The following is a 16,412-nucleotide window of genomic DNA, read 5'->3' as shown; positions in this document are numbered from 1 at the left end:
TTGGCCAACAAGTGTTCGATTCTTGCCCCGAACGGGTGGGGTCGCTACGGGGAGGTAGACTTAATAGTGTCTGGCCGGACGCATGCCTGCGCGTGCCCTGAGCGAACCTGCGTGGGATGCCGGGAGCGAGCGGCCAAGAGCGATCTGCTGCGGATCGTGATGAATAAGGACGAGTGCGTCCCTGATCATCGCGGTACGCTGCCCGGCCGGGGTGCGTACCTGCACCCGGCCGTGGTCTGTCTGGACCTGGCGGTCCGCCGCCGGGCCTTTCCGAGGGCCTTCAAGGTCCAGGGACCGCTCGACACGGAGGCACTCCGCCACCACGTCGAGCGGACGGCACCGCAGTGAACAAGAAGTACGGCACGGAACACCGTGCGGTCAGGTACCTCGCGAGTTGGAAGTAGGTCGAGATTGCGATGAGCACTCGATGAGTACGCGATGAGTACGCCCATGAAGTAGCGACGGTCCGGCGGTAACCGGACCTATAAAGGAGCGAAGTGGCTAAGGTCCGGGTATACGAACTCGCCAAGGAGTTCGGCGTGGAGAGCAAGGTCGTCATGGCCAAGCTCCAAGAACTCGGTGAATTCGTCCGTTCGGCGTCCTCGACGATCGAGGCGCCGGTCGTGCGCAAGTTGACTGACGCTTTGCAGGGTCCCGGCGGCAACGCCGGCAAGACCGCTGCCAAGCCCGGCGCGCCCCGCAAGGCGACGCCTTCCCCCGCGGCGCCGTCTCCGGCCGCCGCGGCTCGTCCCGCTGCCCCGAAGCCCGGCGCCCCGGCCCCCAAGCCGGCCCCCGCCGCGCCTGCGGCCCCGGCCGCGCCGGCCGCGCCCGCGAGCAGCACCCCCTCTCCGGCTCCGGCCGCCTCGGGCCCCCGCCCGGGCCCGAAGCCCGCGCCCAAGCCGGTCACCCCGGCTCCGGCCGCCCCGGAGTTCACCGCGCCCCCGTCGGCTCCCGCCGCCGGTGCGCGTCCCGGTGGCGCCGCCCCGGGTCCCCGTCCCACCGGCGAGCGTCCCGCCCGCCCGGGTCAGGGTTCCCCCCGCCCGCAGGGCCAGGGCGCGCCGCGCCCCGGCGGCCAGCAGGCCCCCCGTCCGGGCGGTGCCCGTCCGGCCGGTCCCCGTCCGGGCAACAACCCCTTCACCTCGGGTGGCTCCACCGGAATGGCGCGCCCGCAGGCGCCCCGTCCGGGTGGCGGCGCTCCCCGTCCCGGCGGCCCCGGTGCCGTTCCGGGTGCCCCGCGTCCGCAGGGCGGCCCCGGCGGCGCCCCGCGTCCGCAGGGTCAGGGCGGTGCCCGTCCGACCCCCGGTGGCATGCCTCGTCCGCAGGCTCCCCGTCCGGGCGGCGCGCCCGGCGGTAACCGTCCGAACCCGGGCATGATGCCGCAGCGTCCCGCTGCCGGCCCGCGTCCCGGCCCCGGCGGCCGCGGTCCCGGTGGCCCCGGCGGCCGTCCGGGTGGTCCCGGCGGTGGCGGCGGCGGTCGTCCCGGCTTCGCCGGTCGTCCGGCCGGTCCCGGCGGTGGCGGCGGCGGCTTCGCCGGCCGTCCCGGTGGTCCCGGTGGCGGCGGCGGTCGTCCGGGTGGTCCCGGCGGCGGTGGCGGCGGCTTCGGCGGTCGTCCCGGTGGCTTCGGTGGCCGTCCCGGCGGTCCGGGTGGCCGTGGTGGCACGCAGGGCGCCTTCGGTCGTCCCGGCGGTCCCGCGCGTCGTGGTCGCAAGTCGAAGCGTCAGAGGCGCCAGGAGTACGAGGCCATGCAGGCCCCGTCCGTGGGCGGCGTGATGCTTCCCCGCGGTGGCGGCGAGGTCATCCGCCTGTCGCGCGGTGCCTCCCTCACCGACTTCGCCGAGAAGATCGGCGCCAACCCGGCGTCGCTCGTCGCGGTGATGATGAACCTCGGCGAGATGGTCACGGCGACGCAGTCGGTCTCCGACGACACGCTGACGATGCTCGGCGAGGAGATGAACTACCAGGTTCAGATCGTCTCGCCGGAGGAGGAGGACCGCGAGCTCCTCGAGTCCTTCGACATCGAGTTCGGCGAGGACGAGGGCGGCGAAGAGGCCCTGGTCTCCCGTCCGCCGGTCGTCACCGTCATGGGTCACGTCGACCACGGAAAGACCCGACTGCTCGACGCGATCCGCAAGACGAACGTCGTCGCGGGCGAGGCCGGTGGCATCACGCAGGGCATCGGCGCCTACCAGGTGGGCACCGAGGTCAACGGCGAGGACCGCAAGATCACCTTCATCGACACCCCGGGTCACGAGGCGTTCACCGCCATGCGTGCCCGTGGTGCGAAGTCGACCGACATCGCGATCCTCGTGGTCGCGGCCAACGACGGCGTCATGCCGCAGACGATCGAGGCGCTCAACCACGCCAAGGCCGCCGGCGTCCCGATCGTCGTCGCGGTCAACAAGATCGACGTCGAGGGCGCGGACCCGACCAAGGTCCGCGGTCAGCTGACCGAGTTCGGTCTGGTGGCCGAGGAGTACGGCGGCGACACGATGTTCGTCGACATCTCCGCCAAGCAGGGTCTGCACATCGACTCCCTGCTGGAGGCCGTGATCCTCACCGCCGACGCCTCGCTCGACCTTCGGGCCAACCCGAACCAGGACGCGCAGGGTATTGCGATCGAGTCCCACCTCGACCGCGGTCGCGGTGCCGTCTCGACCGTCCTGGTCCAGCGCGGAACGCTGCGCATCGGCGACACCGTGGTGGTCGGCGACGCGTACGGCCGCGTCCGGGCGATGCTCGACGACAAGGGCAACAACGTCGAGGAGGCGGCCCCGTCGACTCCCGTCCTGGTGCTCGGTCTCACCAACGTGCCGGGTGCCGGCGACAACCTCCTGGTCGTCGACGAGGACCGCACGGCCCGCCAGATCGCCGAGAAGCGCGCCGCGCGTGAGCGCAACGCCGCCTTCGCCAAGCGCGTCCGCCGGGTGTCCCTCGAGGACCTCGACAAGGTGCTCAAGGCCGGTCTGGTCCAGGAACTCAACCTCATCATCAAGGGCGACGCGTCCGGTGCGGTCGAGGCCCTGGAGGCTTCGCTGCTCCAGCTCGACGTCGGCGAAGAGGTGGACATCCGGGTCCTGCACCGCGGTGTGGGTGCGGTCACCGAGTCCGACATCGACCTGGCGATGGGCTCCGACGCCATCGTCATCGGCTACAACGTCCGTGCGGCTGGCCGTGCCGCGCAGATGGCGGAGCGCGAGGGCGTCGACGTCCGGTACTACTCGGTGATCTACCAGGCCATCGAGGAGATCGAGGCGGCCCTGAAGGGTCTCCTCAAGCCGGAGTACGAAGAGGTCGAGCTCGGTACGGCGGAGATCCGCGAGGTCTTCCGCTCGTCCAAGCTGGGCAACATCGCCGGTGTCCTCATCCGCTCCGGCGAGGTCAAGCGCAACACCAAGGCGCGCCTCGTCCGCGACGGCAAGGTCATCGCCGAGGACCTCACGATCCACGGTCTGCGCCGCTTCAAGGACGACGTCACCGAGATCCGCGAAGGCTTCGAGGGCGGTATCAACCTCGGAAACTTCAACGACATCAAGATCGACGACGTCATCGCGACGTACGAGATGCGCGAGAAGCCGCGCGCCTGATCGCGTCCGATCGCAGCAGTGAGTCGGGGCCGGTCGGCGGAAGTTATTCCGTCGATCGGCCCCGGCCGTTGCGTGTACGGTTCTGGTGTCCCTGCCAAGCGACGGCATGGCAGGTCACCGAACCCGAACCGGCGGGACATCCGGCACCACATGTACGTGGGGACTCTGTCCTTCGACCTGCTCCTCGGCGACGTCCATTCGCTGAAGGAGAAACGCTCCGTCGTCCGGCCCATCGTCGCCGAGCTCCAGCGCAAGTTCTCCGTGAGCGCGGCAGAGGTGGGCGACCAGGACCTCCATCGCAGGGCCCGGCTGGGCGTCGCGCTGGTGTCCGGGGACGCGGGGTTCGTATCGGACGTGCTCGACCGCTGTGAGCGGCTCGTCGCCGCGCGTCCCGAGGTGGAGCTGCTGTCGGTGCGACGCAGGCTCCACACTGATGAAGACTGATGTGAGCAAGGCAAAGAAGGAGAAGGACCAGTGGCCGACAACGCGCGGGCGAAGAAGCTGGCAGACCTCATCCGGGAGGTGGTCGCCGAGAAGCTGCAGCGCGGCATCAAGGACCCCCGCCTGGGCACGCACGTGACCATCACGGACACCCGCGTCACCGGCGACCTGCGGGAGGCCACGGTCTTCTACACGGTCTACGGCGACGACGAGGAGCGCGCGAGCGCGGCGGCGGGCCTGGAGAGCGCCAAGGGCATCCTCCGGTCGGCCGTGGGCCGGGCGGCGGGGACCAAGTTCACCCCGACCCTGACCTTCGTGGCCGACGCCCTCCCGGAGAACGCCAAGACGATCGAGGACCTCCTCGACAAGGCGCGTGCCTCGGACGCCCAGGTGCGGGAGGCGTCCTCGGGCGCCGCCTTCGCGGGCGAGGCCGACCCGTACAAGAAGCCGGGCGAGGACGAAGCCGCCGAATGAGCAACGCAGCAACCACGCCCGACGGCCTTGTCATCGTCGACAAGCCGTCGGGCTTCACTTCGCACGACGTCGTGGCCAAGATGCGCGGGATCGCCAGGACCCGGCGCGTCGGCCACGCCGGCACGCTCGACCCCATGGCCACGGGCGTCCTCGTCCTCGGCGTGGAGCGGGCCACCAAGCTGCTCGGTCACCTCGCGCTGACCGAGAAGGAGTACCTGGGCACCATCCGCCTGGGACAGACGACGATCACCGACGACGCCGAGGGCGAGATCACGGCGTCGGTCGACGCTTCGAAGGTCACCCGCGAGCAGATCGACGCGGGCGTCGCCGAGCTGACCGGCGCCATCATGCAGGTGCCGTCGAAGGTCTCCGCCATCAAGATCGACGGCAAGCGGTCCTACGCGCGCGTGCGCGGCGGCGAGGAGTTCGAGATCCCGGCCCGACCGGTCACCGTCTCCTCCTTCCAGGTGTACGACGTCCGCGAGGCGACCGCCGAGGACGGCACCCCCGTCGTCGACCTGGTCGTCTCCGTGGTCTGCTCCTCCGGCACCTACATCCGGGCGCTCGCCCGGGACCTCGGCGCCGGACTCGGCGTGGGCGGCCACCTGACCGCGCTGCGCCGCACCCGGGTCGGTCCCTACAAGCTGGACTCCGCCCGGACCCTGGACCAGCTCCAGGAGGACCTCACGGTCATGCCGGTGGCCGAGGCCGCCGCGGCGGCGTTCCCGCGCTGGGACGTCGACGAGAAGCGGGCCAAGCTGCTGCTCAACGGCGTCCGCCTGGAGATGCCGGAGTACCCCAAGGGGGCCGTCGCGGTCTTCGGACCCGGGGGGAAGCTCCTGGCGCTCGTCGAGGACCAGCGGGGCAAGGCCAAGAGCCTCGCCGTCTTCGGCTGAGACGCTTCCCGGAGCGCATCGTGGGGCGGGCACGCACGCGTGCCCGCCCCACGCCTTTTCCCCCCTCGTTTCCCCCGGACCGATCCTGTCCGATCGAGCCGCCGAAATTCACCCCATCGGGGAGGCGCTCGGAGTGAACGGGGGAGTGCCGGGGGGCGCGTTTCCCGGCGACCGCCGTCGGCTGATCACCGGCCGCCTACCGTCGACACCATGGGAAGCGGGAACCTGGCGACGCTGGTGCGCATCTGCGATCCGGCGGGCCGGCCACGCGGCACCGGTTTCCTCGCCGACCACCACGGGACCGTGGTCACCAGCCACGAAGCCGTCGACGGCCTCAGCCGCGTCGTCCTGCACGCCCCCGGCGACCGGAGCTGGCTCGCCGAGGCCGAGGCCGTCACCCCGCTGCCCGAGAGCGGCCTCGCCCTCGTACGGACCGAAGGACTCGGCGGCCGGCCGCTGCCGCTCGCGACCCGGCCCGAGATCGAGCCCGGCACCTACGTGCGCATCGCCGCCCAGGGCTGGCGCGAGGCCCGCGTCCTCGGCCCCGCCTCCGTCACGTACGCCGCCGCCGACCGCTTCCACGCCCTCGCCGACGCCCTCGAACTCGCCATCGGCACGGAGGGCGCCGACGCGCTCCGCCGCGGCGGACAGGCCGCCGGAGGACCCGTCCTCGACACCGTCACCGGCACCGTCCTCGCCGTCCTCGGCACCGCCCTGCACGGCCACCGCCGGAGCGCGGGGTACGCCGTGCCGCTCCGCCCCGCGGGCCCGCTCACCGCCCTCATGCGGCGCAACGCGGCCACCGTCCCCGCCTACGGCCCCGACCTCAACCTCGCCGGGATCCTGGAGCTCACCGCCACCTCCACCGGGCCCGTACGCGAGCCGGGCCCCTGGCCCGGGCCCGTCGAACGGCCCGACTGCGTCCGGGAGTTCACCCGCTTCACCGCCGGCCGCACCCCCGTCCTCGCCCTCGTCGGCGCCCCCGGCACCGGCCGCACCACCGCCCTCGCCGCGCTCTGCGCCCGCCGCTCCAAGGGCGTGGCGCCCGCCCCCACCGTCCGGCTGCGCGGGGCCGACCTGCGCGCCGAGGACCGCTCCCTCGCCGACGCCGTCGGCCGCGCCCTGGACCGGGCCGGCCGGATCGTCGCCGCCTCCGGCGCGCTCGGCGACACCGCGACCGCCACCCCCGAGCGGGCCGCCGCCCTCGCCCGGGACGCGGGCCGGCCGCTCCTCGTCGTCCTCGACGGCCCGGAGGAGATGCCGCCGCTCCTCGCCCACCGGCTCGCCGACTGGACCACGGCCACCGAGACGTGGCTCCGCGCCCACCAGGTCCACCTCGTCACCGCCTGCCGCCCCGAGCACTGGGAACAGGCCGGGACGCTCTACGGCCCCCGCGCCCTCCACCGCCCGGCCTCGGACCCCGGCCCCGCGGACGGGCTCCCCCCGGCCGTCGTCCTCGGGCCGTACTCCGCGCACGAGGCCCGTGCCGTACGGGAGGCGTACGGGATCGGGGAGACGGACCTCGCCCCGGCGGACGCCCGGCACCCGCTCGCCCTGCGGCTGCTCGCCGAGGTCCGGGCCGCGCTGCCCGGCGAGGTGCCCGGGCGGCCCGGGCGCGAGGAGATCTTCACGGCCCACCTGGACCTGGTGTGCCTGCGGGCCGCGGTCCGGATCGCCGCGGGCTCCCGGCCCCTCGTCCGGGGGACGGCCGTCCGCCGGCTCGCCGCCCGCCTGGCCGGCCGGGTGCACGAGGCGGCCCGCCGCTGCCTCGGCCCCGGGCACGGCGTCCTCGACCGGGACTCCTTCGAGGAGCTGTTCCCCTGGCGGGAGGGCTGGGCCCCGGCCGTCCTCACCGAGGGCCTCCTCGTCCCGGCGGGCTCCGGCTACCGCTTTGCCCACGAGGAGCTCGCCGACTGGGTGCAGGCCTCCCACCTCGACCTGGACGCGGCCCTGGACGCCCTGGTCCACGGCCCCGCCGAGACGCCGCCGGGCGAACGGGGAGCCGGCCCCGGGACGAGCCTGGCTGCCCCGGCTTCCCCGGCTTCCGGCGCTGCTGGCGCTTCCGGTGCTGCTGGTGCTTCCGGTGGTTCTGGTGCGCCCGGTGGGGCCGTCGGGCCGTCCGACACCGCCTCAGGCTCCGGCTCCGGCTCCGCCTCCGCCTCCGAGCGAGGGGCGGCAGGGCGGGCGGGCTCCCGGGAGCCCGCCCACTCCGTCCCCCGGCAGCGGGACCGCCAGGCGCGGCGGACCGGCGGGCAGCCGCCCGTGCCCCGGCACCGGATCGGGCCCGTGCTCCAGGCACTGCTGCTGCTCCACCGGGAACAGGGGCCCGCCGGACTCGCGCCCCGGCTCGCCGCGCTCGCCGAGGCCCTCGGGCGCTTCGCCGGGGACGGGACCCCCGGCCCGGCGGCGGCCCATGCCGGGGCACCCGCCCCGGAGGGTCCGGCCGGGGACGGGGCCTGGTGGGCGGCCCGGCTCTTCCGGGAGAGCGTGCGGCAGCTGCCGGACCCGCGCCCCTACCTGCCGGTCCTGCGGCGGCTCGCCGACCTCGTCGGGGCCCGCCCGGCCCCGCACCCGGTCCTCGCCCCGTTCGGCCCCGCCTTCTGGCTGGACCTGCCGCTCGGCGAGGACGAGCGGATCGACCTGCTGCGGCGCACCGTCCCCGCCGTCCGGGCCGGGGACGACCGCGTCCTCGCCGCCGTCGCCGAGAGGCTCGTCGCCGACCCCCGGGGCGTCCAGCCGCTCCTCTGCCGCTGGTTCGGCGACGACAGGCCCGCCGTCGCCACCGCCGCCCGGACCCTCCTGCACACCCACCGGGGGCGCGCCGTCGACGACCTGTGCGAGGCCCTCGTCGCCACCGCCCACCCGCTCGCCGACGGTCTCCTCGCCACGCTCGCCGAGGACGAGCCCTCCGCCCTCTGCCGGGCCGTCGACCGCTGGGCCCACGACGACGGACGCCCGGAGCGGCGCGTCGCCGCCGCCGCGTACGGACACAGCGTCGCCCGGCACGCCACCACCTCCGCCGACCGCGAACTCCTCCGCTACGCCGCGCTCGCCCTGCTCGCCCGCCCCGGGGACCGGACCCTGCACGGCGCCGCCCTCGGCCTCCTCGTCCGCGACCCGCTCAGCCGCGCCCGTCACCTGCCGCGCGCCCTCGCCGAGCCCCAGGTGCCCGCCCTCGCCCTCGCCGAGGCCCTCACGACCCATCCCGAAGAGGTCCTCGGCGCCTTCCGGACCCGCCTCGACGGCACCGGCGCGACGGCCGCCGCCGCCCTGCGGGCCCTCGCCGAGGTCGACACCCCCGCCCTCGCCCGCCGCATCGCCGCCCTCGTCCGCGACCACGCCGCCCGCCACCCCGGGGCCGGCCCGCTCGTCGCCGCCTTCGTCGACCGCCGCCTGGAGGACGGCCCGGCGGCCAGGGCCATCCTCTTCCCCCTGGTCACGAGCCTGATCCGGAGCCGCCCCGTGCCGCTCAGAAGTGCCCTCGCACCCGTCCTCGCGGCCCACGGCACCGGGGCCTCCCGCCATCTGCGGGCCGAACTGCTCGACGTACTCCTGGAGCACGAGCGGCACGAGGCGGAGGCGGGTGAACACACCGTCCTGGAGGCCCTCCTGCGGGCCGCCGCGGCGGACGCCGACCGGCGCACCGAGCCGCGCACCAGGGAACTCACCCACCGGGCGGGCGCGCTGTGCGTCCGCACCCCGGAGGGCGCCCGGCGGCTCGACGGGACGCTGGCCGCCGCCGTCCGCGAGCGGCCCGTCTTCGCGGGGCTCCTCGCCGCCTGGACCGTCGCCGCACCGGGGGACTGGGCGCCGCTGCTCGGCCCGGAGACCCTTCGGGCGCTGCGGAGTCACGGCTCCGCCATGCCGATGCGTACCGACGGCCGTGGACATGGCAGTCTTAGACCTGCGTAAGGCGAACAGGGCGAACAGGCGGACGAGGAGCGGTCACAGTGCAGCGCTGGCGTGGCTTGGAGGACATCCCCCAGGACTGGGGACGCAGCGTCGTCACCATCGGCTCCTACGACGGGGTGCACCGCGGGCACCAGCTGATCATCGGGCGGGCCGTCGAGCGCGCCCGTGAGCTGGGAGTCCCCTCCGTCGTCGTCACCTTCGACCCGCACCCCTCCGAGGTCGTGCGCCCCGGCAGTCACCCGCCGCTGCTCGCCCCGCACCACCGGCGGGCGGAGCTCATCGCGGAGCTGGGCGTGGACGCGGTGCTCGTCCTGCCGTTCACCGCGGAGTTCTCGCAGCTCTCCCCGGCCGACTTCATCGTGAAGGTCCTCGTCGACAAGCTGCACGCGAAGGCGGTCATCGAGGGCCCCAACTTCCGCTTCGGACACCGGGCCGCGGGCAACGTCGCCTTCCTGACCGAGCTCGGCGCCACCTACGACTACGAGGTCGAGGTCATCGACCTGTACGTCAGCGGGGCCGCCGGCGGCGGCGAGCCCTTCTCCTCGACCCTCACCCGCCGTCTCGTGGCCGAGGGCGACATGACCGGCGCGGGCGAGATCCTCGGCCGCCCGCACCGGGTCGAGGGCATCGTCGTCCGCGGCGCGCAGCGCGGCCGCGAGCTCGGCTTCCCGACGGCCAACGTCGAGACCCTGCCGCACACCGCGATCCCGGCGGACGGCGTGTACGCGGGCTGGTTGACGGCCGCGGGGGAGCGGATGCCGGCGGCGATCTCCGTGGGCACGAACCCGCAGTTCGACGGCACGGAGCGGACGGTCGAGGCGTACGCGATCGACCGCGAGGGCCTCGACCTGTACGGGCTGCACGTGGCCGTGGACTTCCTGGCGTACGTGCGCGGCATGCTGAAGTTCGACACGCTGGACGATCTGCTCCTGGCGATGGCGGGCGACGTGAAGCGCTGCCGCGAACTGACGGACGCCTACGACTGCGGCTGAGCCTGACGGCCGCGCCCGCGCCTTCGGCCGGGCCTTCGCCCCGCCCCCGTGTGGGCAATCGTCCCGCTGGGGCGGGACGGGTGGGCACACGGGACGGCGCCCTCTCGCGGCGCCTCCGCGTTCTGTGTCTTGACCCGCACCGCTGGTGACGGGCACCTGGCGGTGCGGGCCAGGGCACAGGAGCCTCTGGCGCCGGCAGGGCGCTGGTCCGTTGTGCCCACCCGTTCCGCCCCTTGCGGAACGCCTGCCCACAACGGGCGGGGCGCGGCTCACAACGGGCGGGCGCGGCGTCAGGCCTGGGTCACCCAGTGGCAGGCCACCGAGCGTTCCCCCGCCCCCGGCAGGACCGGTAGGTCCTCGGCTCGGCAGCGGTCCGCCACCGCCGCCGCCTCTCCCGAGGCGAGGAGCTGGCAGCGGGCGTGGAAGCGGCAGCCGGACGGGATGCGGGACGGGTCCGGCGGCTCGCCGGTCAGCAGCACCGGGGCGCTCTCCGACTCCGGAAGCACGGACAACAGGGCCCGGGTGTAAGGGTGCTGAGGGTTCGTCAGGACGGACTCCACCGTGCCGGTCTCCACGACCCGGCCCAGGTACATCACGGCCACCCGGTCCGCGATGTTCCACGCGAGACCGAGGTCGTGCGTCACCACCAGCGCCGACAGGCCGAGTTCGTCGCGCAGTCGCAGCAGCAGCGCCAGGATCTCGCCCCGTACGGACGCGTCCAGGGACGCCACCGGCTCGTCCGCGACGATCAGTTCGGGCTCCAGGACCAGCGCGCCCGCGATGACCACGCGCTGCCGCTGACCGCCGGACAGCTCGTGCGGGTAACGCAGGAAGAAGCGCTCCGGGGGCCGCAGCCCGGCCCGGGCGAGGGCCTCGCCGACGGCCGTCCGCTCGTCCCCCCGGTACCCGTGGATCCGCAGCCCCTCCGCCACCGCCTCGTACACCGTGTGCCGGGGGTTGAGCGAGCCGCTCGGGTCCTGGAGGACCAGCTGGGCCCGCTTCCGGTAGGCCCGCAGCGCCCCGGAGGAGTACGCGAGCGGCCGTCCGTCGAAGGTGACCGCGCCCGCCGTGGGCCGGACCAGGCCGAGCAGGGAGCGGGCCAGCGTCGTCTTGCCGCAGCCGGACTCGCCGACCAGGGCCACGATCTCCCCGGCGCCGATGTCCAGGTCCACCCCGTCCACCGCGCGCGCGGGCGGCGCGCCCCGGCGGCCGGGGAAGGTGACGCGCAGCCCGCGCGCCGACAGGAGGCTCATGCCGTGCTCCCCACGTGTACGCAGGCGGCCCGGCGCCCGGCGCCCGCCTCCCGCAGTTCCTGATCGAGCTCCGCGCAGGCGTCCACCGCCACCGGGCAGCGCGGATGGAAGGTGCAGCCGCCGGGCAGGTCGGCCGGGTCCGGCGGGTCGCCCGGGAGCCCGCGCGGCGCCCGCCGGGACGCCGGGTCCCCGATGCGCGGGAAGGCCGAGGACAGCGCCCGCCCGTACGGGTGCGCGGCCGCCTCGTACACCGCCCGGGCCGGTCCCTCCTCCACGACCCGGCCGGCGTACATCACGGCGAGCCGGTCGCAGGTGTCGGCGAGGACCGCCAGGTCGTGGCTGATCATCAGCAGGCTGATGGACTGCTCGGCGACGAGCCGCTCGATCAGCCGCAGGATCTGCGCCTGGATCATCACGTCGAGCGCGGTCGTCGGCTCGTCCGCGACGATCAGGCGCGGGTCGCAGGCGAGGGCCATCGCGATCATCACGCGCTGCCGCTGACCGCCGGACAGCTCGTGCGGATAGGCGGCGGCCCGGGCGGCCGGGAGCCCGACGTGTTCGAGCAGTTCGCCGACCCGGGTGCGGGCCGCCGCGGGGGTCGCCCGGCCGTGCACGAGCAGGGGCTCGGCGATCTGGTCCCCGATGCGGTGCACCGCGTTCAGCGAGTGCATCGCGCCCTGGAAGACGATCGACGCGCCGGCCCAGCGCACCGCCCGCAGCCGGCCCCACGACAGGGACAGGACGTCGTCGCCGTCGAGCAGGATCTCGCCCTCGACCCGCGCCGAGGACGGGAGCAGGCGCAGCAGCGCCAGCGCGAGCGTCGACTTGCCGCAGCCCGACTCGCCGGCGACGCCCAGCTTGGTCCCCGGCTCCAGGGTCAGGTCCACCCCGCGCACGGCGGGGACGGCGTTCGCGCCCGAGCCGTAGGTCACGCGCAGGTCCCGCACCTCCAGGAGGCTCATCGCCCCACCCCCAGCTTCGGGTTCAGCACGGATTCCACGGTCCGGCCGCACAGCGTGAACGCGAGCGCGACCAGGGCGATCGCGATCCCGGGCGGGGCCAGGTACCACCAGTGGCCGGAGGAGACGGCGCCCGCCTCCCGGGCGTCCTGGAGCATTCCGCCCCAGGAGACCACCGTGGGGTCGCCGAGGCCGAGGAAGGCGAGGGTCGCCTCGGTGAGGATGGCGGTCGAGATGCCGAGGGTGGTCTGCGCGAGCACCAGCGGCATCACGTTCGGCAGCACGTGCCGGGTCATGACGTGCCGGTGCCCGCCGCCGAGGGCGGTGGCCCGTTCGATGTAGGGGCGGGACTCCACCGCGATGGTCTGCGCCCGGACGAGGCGGGCGGTGGTCGGCCAGGAGGTCACGCCGATCGCCAGGACCACCGTCCACATCGACCGGGACATGACGGTGGCGAGGACGATCGCGAGCACCAGCGTCGGCATCACCAGGAACCAGTCGGTGATCCGCATGACGACGGTCGAGAACCAGCCGCCGTAGTGCCCGGCGATGATGCCGACCAGGGTCCCGATCGCGACCGAGAGGGCGGCCGCGAGCAGGCCGACGAGCAGCGAGATCCGGGCGCCCCAGATCAGCAGGCCGAGCAGCGAGCGCCCGAACTGGTCGGTGCCGAGCGGGAAGGCGGCGCTCGGTGGCTCCAGCGCCGTGCCCGGCGCCCGGGTCACCGACTGCACGTCGGAGCCGACGACGAGCGGGGCGGCGAGCGCGAGCAGGGCGATCAGGGCGAGGCCGAGGAGCCCGTACAGCCCGGCGCGGTGGGTGCGGTACTGCTTCCAGAAGCGGGTGGCCGAGCCCTTGCGGCGTTCCCACGTGAGAGAGGTCATCGGCCCACCCGGGGGTCGAGCAGCGGATAGAGCAGGTCGGCGAGCAGGTTCATCAGGATCATCGCGCCGGCGAAGACGACGAAGAGGCCCTGCACGAGCGGCAGGTCGGGCACGCTCAGCGCCTGGTAGAAGAGCCCGCCGAGCCCCGGCCAGGAGAACACCGTCTCCACCAGGATCGAACCGGCGGCCACATGGCCCAGGTTGATGAAGATCATGGTCACGGTCGGCAGCAGCGCGTTCGGCACGGCGTGCCGGCGCCGCACGGCGTCGTCCCGCAGCCCCTTCGCCCGCGCGGTCGTCAGGTAGTCGCCGCCCATCTCGTCGAGCAGCGAGGAGCGCATCACGAGGAGCGTCTGCGCGTACCCGACGGCGACGAGCGTGACCACGGGCAGCACCAGGTGGTGCGCGACGTCCAGGACGTACGCGAAGCCGGTCTCGCCCGTCCCGGACTCCATGCCGCCGGTCGGGAAGAGGCCGGGGATCGGGCCGATGCCCACCGAGAAGAAGATGATGAGGAGCAGCCCGAGCCAGAAGGACGGCACCGACCACAGGGTCAGGGCGATCCCGGTGTTCAGCCGGTCGCCGAGTCCGCCGTGCCGCCAGGCCGAGCGGGTGCCCAGCCAGAGTCCGAGCGCGGAGTAGATCACCACGGCGATCCCGGTGAGCAGGAGCGTCGCCGGGAGCTTCTCCGCGATGAGGTCCCCGACGGGGGCGCGGAACTGGAAAGAGGTGCCGAGGTCGCCGCTGAGCGCCTTCGCGCAGTAGTCGGTGAACTGCTGCCACAGCGGCAGGTCGAGACCGAACTGGCGGCGCAGGGTGGCGAGTTGTTCGGCGGAGGTGGGGATGCCGTGGGTCATCGCCTTCACCGGGTCACCGGGGATGATCCGGAAGAGGAAGAAGCTGGTGACCAGCACGGCGAGGAGCGAGACGAGCGCGCCGCCCAGCTTTCCCGCCGCGTGGCGGAGATAGCCGAGGGAGGAACCGGTGCGGTGTGCGCCGTCCGTGGCGCGGGCCTTCTCGGCCCGCGCCACGTCGGCGGGGGTGCTTGCCGTCGTCACGTACTACTCGCGGTCGTCGGCGGTGGAGCGGCGCCGGATCCCGAGGAAGGCGCCGACGCCGACCACGACCACCACGGCCGCGACGATGCCGACGACCACCCCGGCGGAGGAGCCGCCGTCGGAGCCCTCGGCCCGCGCCGTGGGCACGGCCGACCACCAGCTCCAGTAGCCGTCCTGGCCCCACAGGTTCCCCGCGGCCTCGGGCATGGTCGTGATGGACTTGATCTGGTCCGTGCGGTACGCCTCCAGGGCGTTCGGGTAGGCCATGATGTTCATGTACCCCGTGTCGTACAGCCGGGACTGCATCCGCTTCACCAGATCCGCCCGCTTGGCCGCGTCGTACTCCACCGCCTGCTGCGCGTAGAGCCCGTCGAACTCCTTGTCGCAGATGAAGTTGTCGGTGGCGCCGGAGTCCTTCGGCGTGGTCGGGAGGGTGCCGCAGGTGTGGATCGAGAGGACGTAGTCCGGGTCGGGGTTGACGGACCAGCCGTCGAAGGCGAGGTCGTAGTCGCCCTTGACCCAGGGGTCGGAGACGCTGTCGAGGCACTCGACCTTCAGGCCGATGCCGAGCTTGCCCCACCACTCCTGGAGGTACTTGCCGACGGCCTTGTCGTTCGGGTCGGTGGCGTGACAGAGGATCCGCAGCTCCAGCGGTCTGCCGTCCTTGCCGAGGCGCTTGCCGGCGGCGTCCTTGCGGTATCCGGCGGCGTCGAGCACCTTCTCCGCCGCGGCCGGGTCGTACGCCCGCTTCTGCGCGCCCTCCGGCTTCCAGAAGTACGAGCCGAAGCGCGGCGGGATGTACCCCTCGCCCTCGACGGCGTGACCCTGGAAGACCTTGTCGACGAGGGTGGCGCGGTCGACCGCGAGGAAGAGCGCCTTGCGGACCTCCGGGTCGAGCAGCGCCTTGCTGCCGTTGCCGAACGTCTTCCCGTCCTGGGCCTTCGCGCCCGGGTTGGTGGCGAGGGCGTAGAAGCGGCGGCCGGGGGCGTCGTTGACCTTGATGTCCTTCTGCGTCTTCAGCGCCGCGGCCTGGGCGGGCGTCAGGTTCGGTACGAAGGAGACCTCGCCCTTCTGGAGGGCGGCGACGGCGGCGTCGCCGTCCTTGTAGTACTTGAAGACCAGCTCGTCGAACTTCGGCGCGCCCCGCCAGAACTTCTCGTTCGGCTTGAGCTTGATGTACTGGTCGACCTTGTAGTCCGTGATGACGAAGGGCCCGTTCCCCACGATCGGGAAGGTCTTGTCGTTGTTGAACTTGGAGAAGTCGGTGACCTTCTCCCACACGTGCTTCGGCACGATCGGCACGTCGAGGGCCGTCATCGTCGCCTGGGGCTTCTTCAGCCGGATGACCAGCGTCTGCGGGTCGGGCGCGGTGACCTGGGCGAAGTTGGCCGTGAAGCTGCCGTTGGCGGTGGCGGCGTTCGGGTCGGTCATCATCTTGTTGAAGGTCCAGGCCGCGTCCTCGGCGGTGGCCCGCTGCCCGTCGGACCAGGTCGAGTCCTTGCGGATCGTGTACGTCCACGTCAGCTTGTCGGGCGACGACGTCCACGCGGTCGCCAGACCCGGGACGGTGTGGGCGTCCTTCGGGTCGTAGTTGGTGAGGTACTCGTACGCCAGCCGGTGGATGCTGGTCGAGGTGAGCTTCTGGGCGAGGAACGGGCTCAGCGAGTCGATGCTCTGCGAGACGGCGACCGTGAGGGTGGTGCCGCCGGACTTTCCGTCCTCCGCCTGCGCGGTGCCGGGGGCGACGACGAGGGAGCCGGCGACGACGCCGGTGGCGAGCAGCAGCCGCAGGGCTCTGCGGGCGGGGGCGGGACGGGGTGGAGCCTTCGTGACCATGACCATGGGACGTGACCTCGCGTCGGAGTTTCTGTCGTGGATCTTGGGCTGACGATGGGTGAAGCGAAGGTGTATCAGCGGTGGTCTGCCGTCGTCAACGATCGCTCAAACCCCTTGTGGTCT

The 16,412-nt window shown here is 73.6% G+C and carries 12 protein-coding genes; 7 read left to right on the top strand and 5 right to left on the bottom strand.

Features of this window, described 5'->3' with window-relative positions:
* The first annotated feature begins 66 nt into the window (after positions 1-66).
* The 7 genes from ACFYXU_RS00155 to ACFYXU_RS00125 all read left to right on the top strand — a co-directional run bounded on the left by ACFYXU_RS00155 (position 67) and on the right by ACFYXU_RS00125 (position 10,299).
* Positions 67-348 carry a YlxR family protein gene (locus ACFYXU_RS00155; RefSeq protein WP_389456003.1) on the top strand — a complete coding sequence of 94 codons (282 nt, stop codon included), beginning with the start codon at positions 67-69 and terminating at the stop codon, positions 346-348.
* 149 nt (positions 349-497) lie between these two features.
* Positions 498-3,584 carry a translation initiation factor IF-2 gene (infB, locus tag ACFYXU_RS00150; RefSeq protein WP_376515989.1) on the top strand — a complete coding sequence of 1,029 codons (3,087 nt, stop codon included), beginning with the start codon at positions 498-500 and terminating at the stop codon, positions 3,582-3,584.
* Between the two features lie 150 nt (positions 3,585-3,734).
* Entirely contained in the window at positions 3,735-4,028 is a 294-nt protein-coding gene (locus ACFYXU_RS00145; protein ID WP_116158557.1) for a DUF503 domain-containing protein, read from the top strand.
* A gap of 30 nt (positions 4,029-4,058) precedes the next feature.
* Positions 4,059-4,499 (top strand): 30S ribosome-binding factor RbfA, encoded by a 441-nt coding sequence (gene rbfA, locus ACFYXU_RS00140; protein ID WP_329850685.1) that lies wholly within the window; start codon positions 4,059-4,061, stop codon positions 4,497-4,499.
* On the top strand, positions 4,496-5,395 hold the full coding sequence (gene truB, locus ACFYXU_RS00135) for a tRNA pseudouridine(55) synthase TruB (protein ID WP_329850686.1): 900 nt from the start codon (positions 4,496-4,498) through the stop codon (positions 5,393-5,395). The genes rbfA and truB overlap by 4 nt, the downstream gene beginning before the upstream one ends.
* A 210-nt stretch (positions 5,396-5,605) precedes the next feature.
* Positions 5,606-9,307, top strand: coding sequence for a trypsin-like peptidase domain-containing protein (locus ACFYXU_RS00130; protein ID WP_389456001.1), 3,702 nt, complete (start codon positions 5,606-5,608; stop codon positions 9,305-9,307).
* 38 nt (positions 9,308-9,345) lie between these two features.
* Positions 9,346-10,299: a bifunctional riboflavin kinase/FAD synthetase gene (locus tag ACFYXU_RS00125; protein ID WP_389455999.1), complete on the top strand. Its 954-nt coding sequence runs from the start codon at positions 9,346-9,348 to the stop codon at positions 10,297-10,299.
* 290 nt (positions 10,300-10,589) lie between these two features.
* On the opposite strand, the gene ACFYXU_RS00120 is transcribed toward ACFYXU_RS00125, so the two are convergent.
* From ACFYXU_RS00120 to ACFYXU_RS00100, 5 genes are read right to left on the bottom strand one after another with little or no spacing between them, the layout of a single operon-like run.
* Positions 10,590-11,552, bottom strand: coding sequence for an ABC transporter ATP-binding protein (locus tag ACFYXU_RS00120; protein WP_389455997.1), 963 nt, complete (start codon positions 11,550-11,552; stop codon positions 10,590-10,592).
* Positions 11,549-12,514, bottom strand: a complete 966-nt coding sequence (locus tag ACFYXU_RS00115; protein WP_376515424.1) for an ABC transporter ATP-binding protein — start codon at positions 12,512-12,514, stop codon at positions 11,549-11,551. Before ACFYXU_RS00115 ends, ACFYXU_RS00120 begins: the two co-directional genes overlap by 4 nt.
* Entirely contained in the window at positions 12,511-13,395 is an 885-nt protein-coding gene (locus tag ACFYXU_RS00110) for an ABC transporter permease (RefSeq protein WP_329850694.1), read from the bottom strand. Before ACFYXU_RS00110 ends, ACFYXU_RS00115 begins: the two co-directional genes overlap by 4 nt.
* Complete coding sequence (locus ACFYXU_RS00105; protein WP_376515421.1) at positions 13,392-14,453, bottom strand: ABC transporter permease; 1,062 nt, start codon at positions 14,451-14,453, stop codon at positions 13,392-13,394. The genes ACFYXU_RS00110 and ACFYXU_RS00105 overlap by 4 nt, the downstream gene beginning before the upstream one ends.
* Before the next feature lie 3 nt (positions 14,454-14,456).
* Complete coding sequence (locus tag ACFYXU_RS00100) at positions 14,457-16,289, bottom strand: ABC transporter substrate-binding protein (protein ID WP_389456714.1); 1,833 nt, start codon at positions 16,287-16,289, stop codon at positions 14,457-14,459.
* Positions 16,290-16,412 lie beyond the last annotated feature (123 nt).

Source organism: Streptomyces sp. NPDC002232, assembly GCF_042890295.1.
Classification (GTDB): domain Bacteria; phylum Actinomycetota; class Actinomycetes; order Streptomycetales; family Streptomycetaceae; genus Streptomyces.
Note: the sequence above shows the minus strand (reverse complement) of the source record. Positions and strands in the feature narration are given on the sequence as shown.

What these genes read in the sequence shown, in the direction of transcription:
- ACFYXU_RS00145 (WP_116158557.1), top strand. Translation starts at nt 3,735, where the DNA reads ATGTACGTGGGGACTCTGTCCTTCGACCTGCTCCTCGGCGACGTCCAT.
- truB (WP_329850686.1), top strand. Translation starts at nt 4,496, where the DNA reads ATGAGCAACGCAGCAACCACGCCCGACGGCCTTGTCATCGTCGACAAG.
- ACFYXU_RS00130 (WP_389456001.1), top strand. Translation starts at nt 5,606, where the DNA reads ATGGGAAGCGGGAACCTGGCGACGCTGGTGCGCATCTGCGATCCGGCG.
- ACFYXU_RS00120 (WP_389455997.1), bottom strand. Translation starts at nt 11,552, where the DNA reads ATGAGCCTCCTGTCGGCGCGCGGGCTGCGCGTCACCTTCCCCGGCCGC.
- ACFYXU_RS00115 (WP_376515424.1), bottom strand. Translation starts at nt 12,514, where the DNA reads ATGAGCCTCCTGGAGGTGCGGGACCTGCGCGTGACCTACGGCTCGGGC.
- ACFYXU_RS00110 (WP_329850694.1), bottom strand. Translation starts at nt 13,395, where the DNA reads ATGACCTCTCTCACGTGGGAACGCCGCAAGGGCTCGGCCACCCGCTTC.
- ACFYXU_RS00100 (WP_389456714.1), bottom strand. Translation starts at nt 16,289, where the DNA reads ATGGTCACGAAGGCTCCACCCCGTCCCGCCCCCGCCCGCAGAGCCCTG.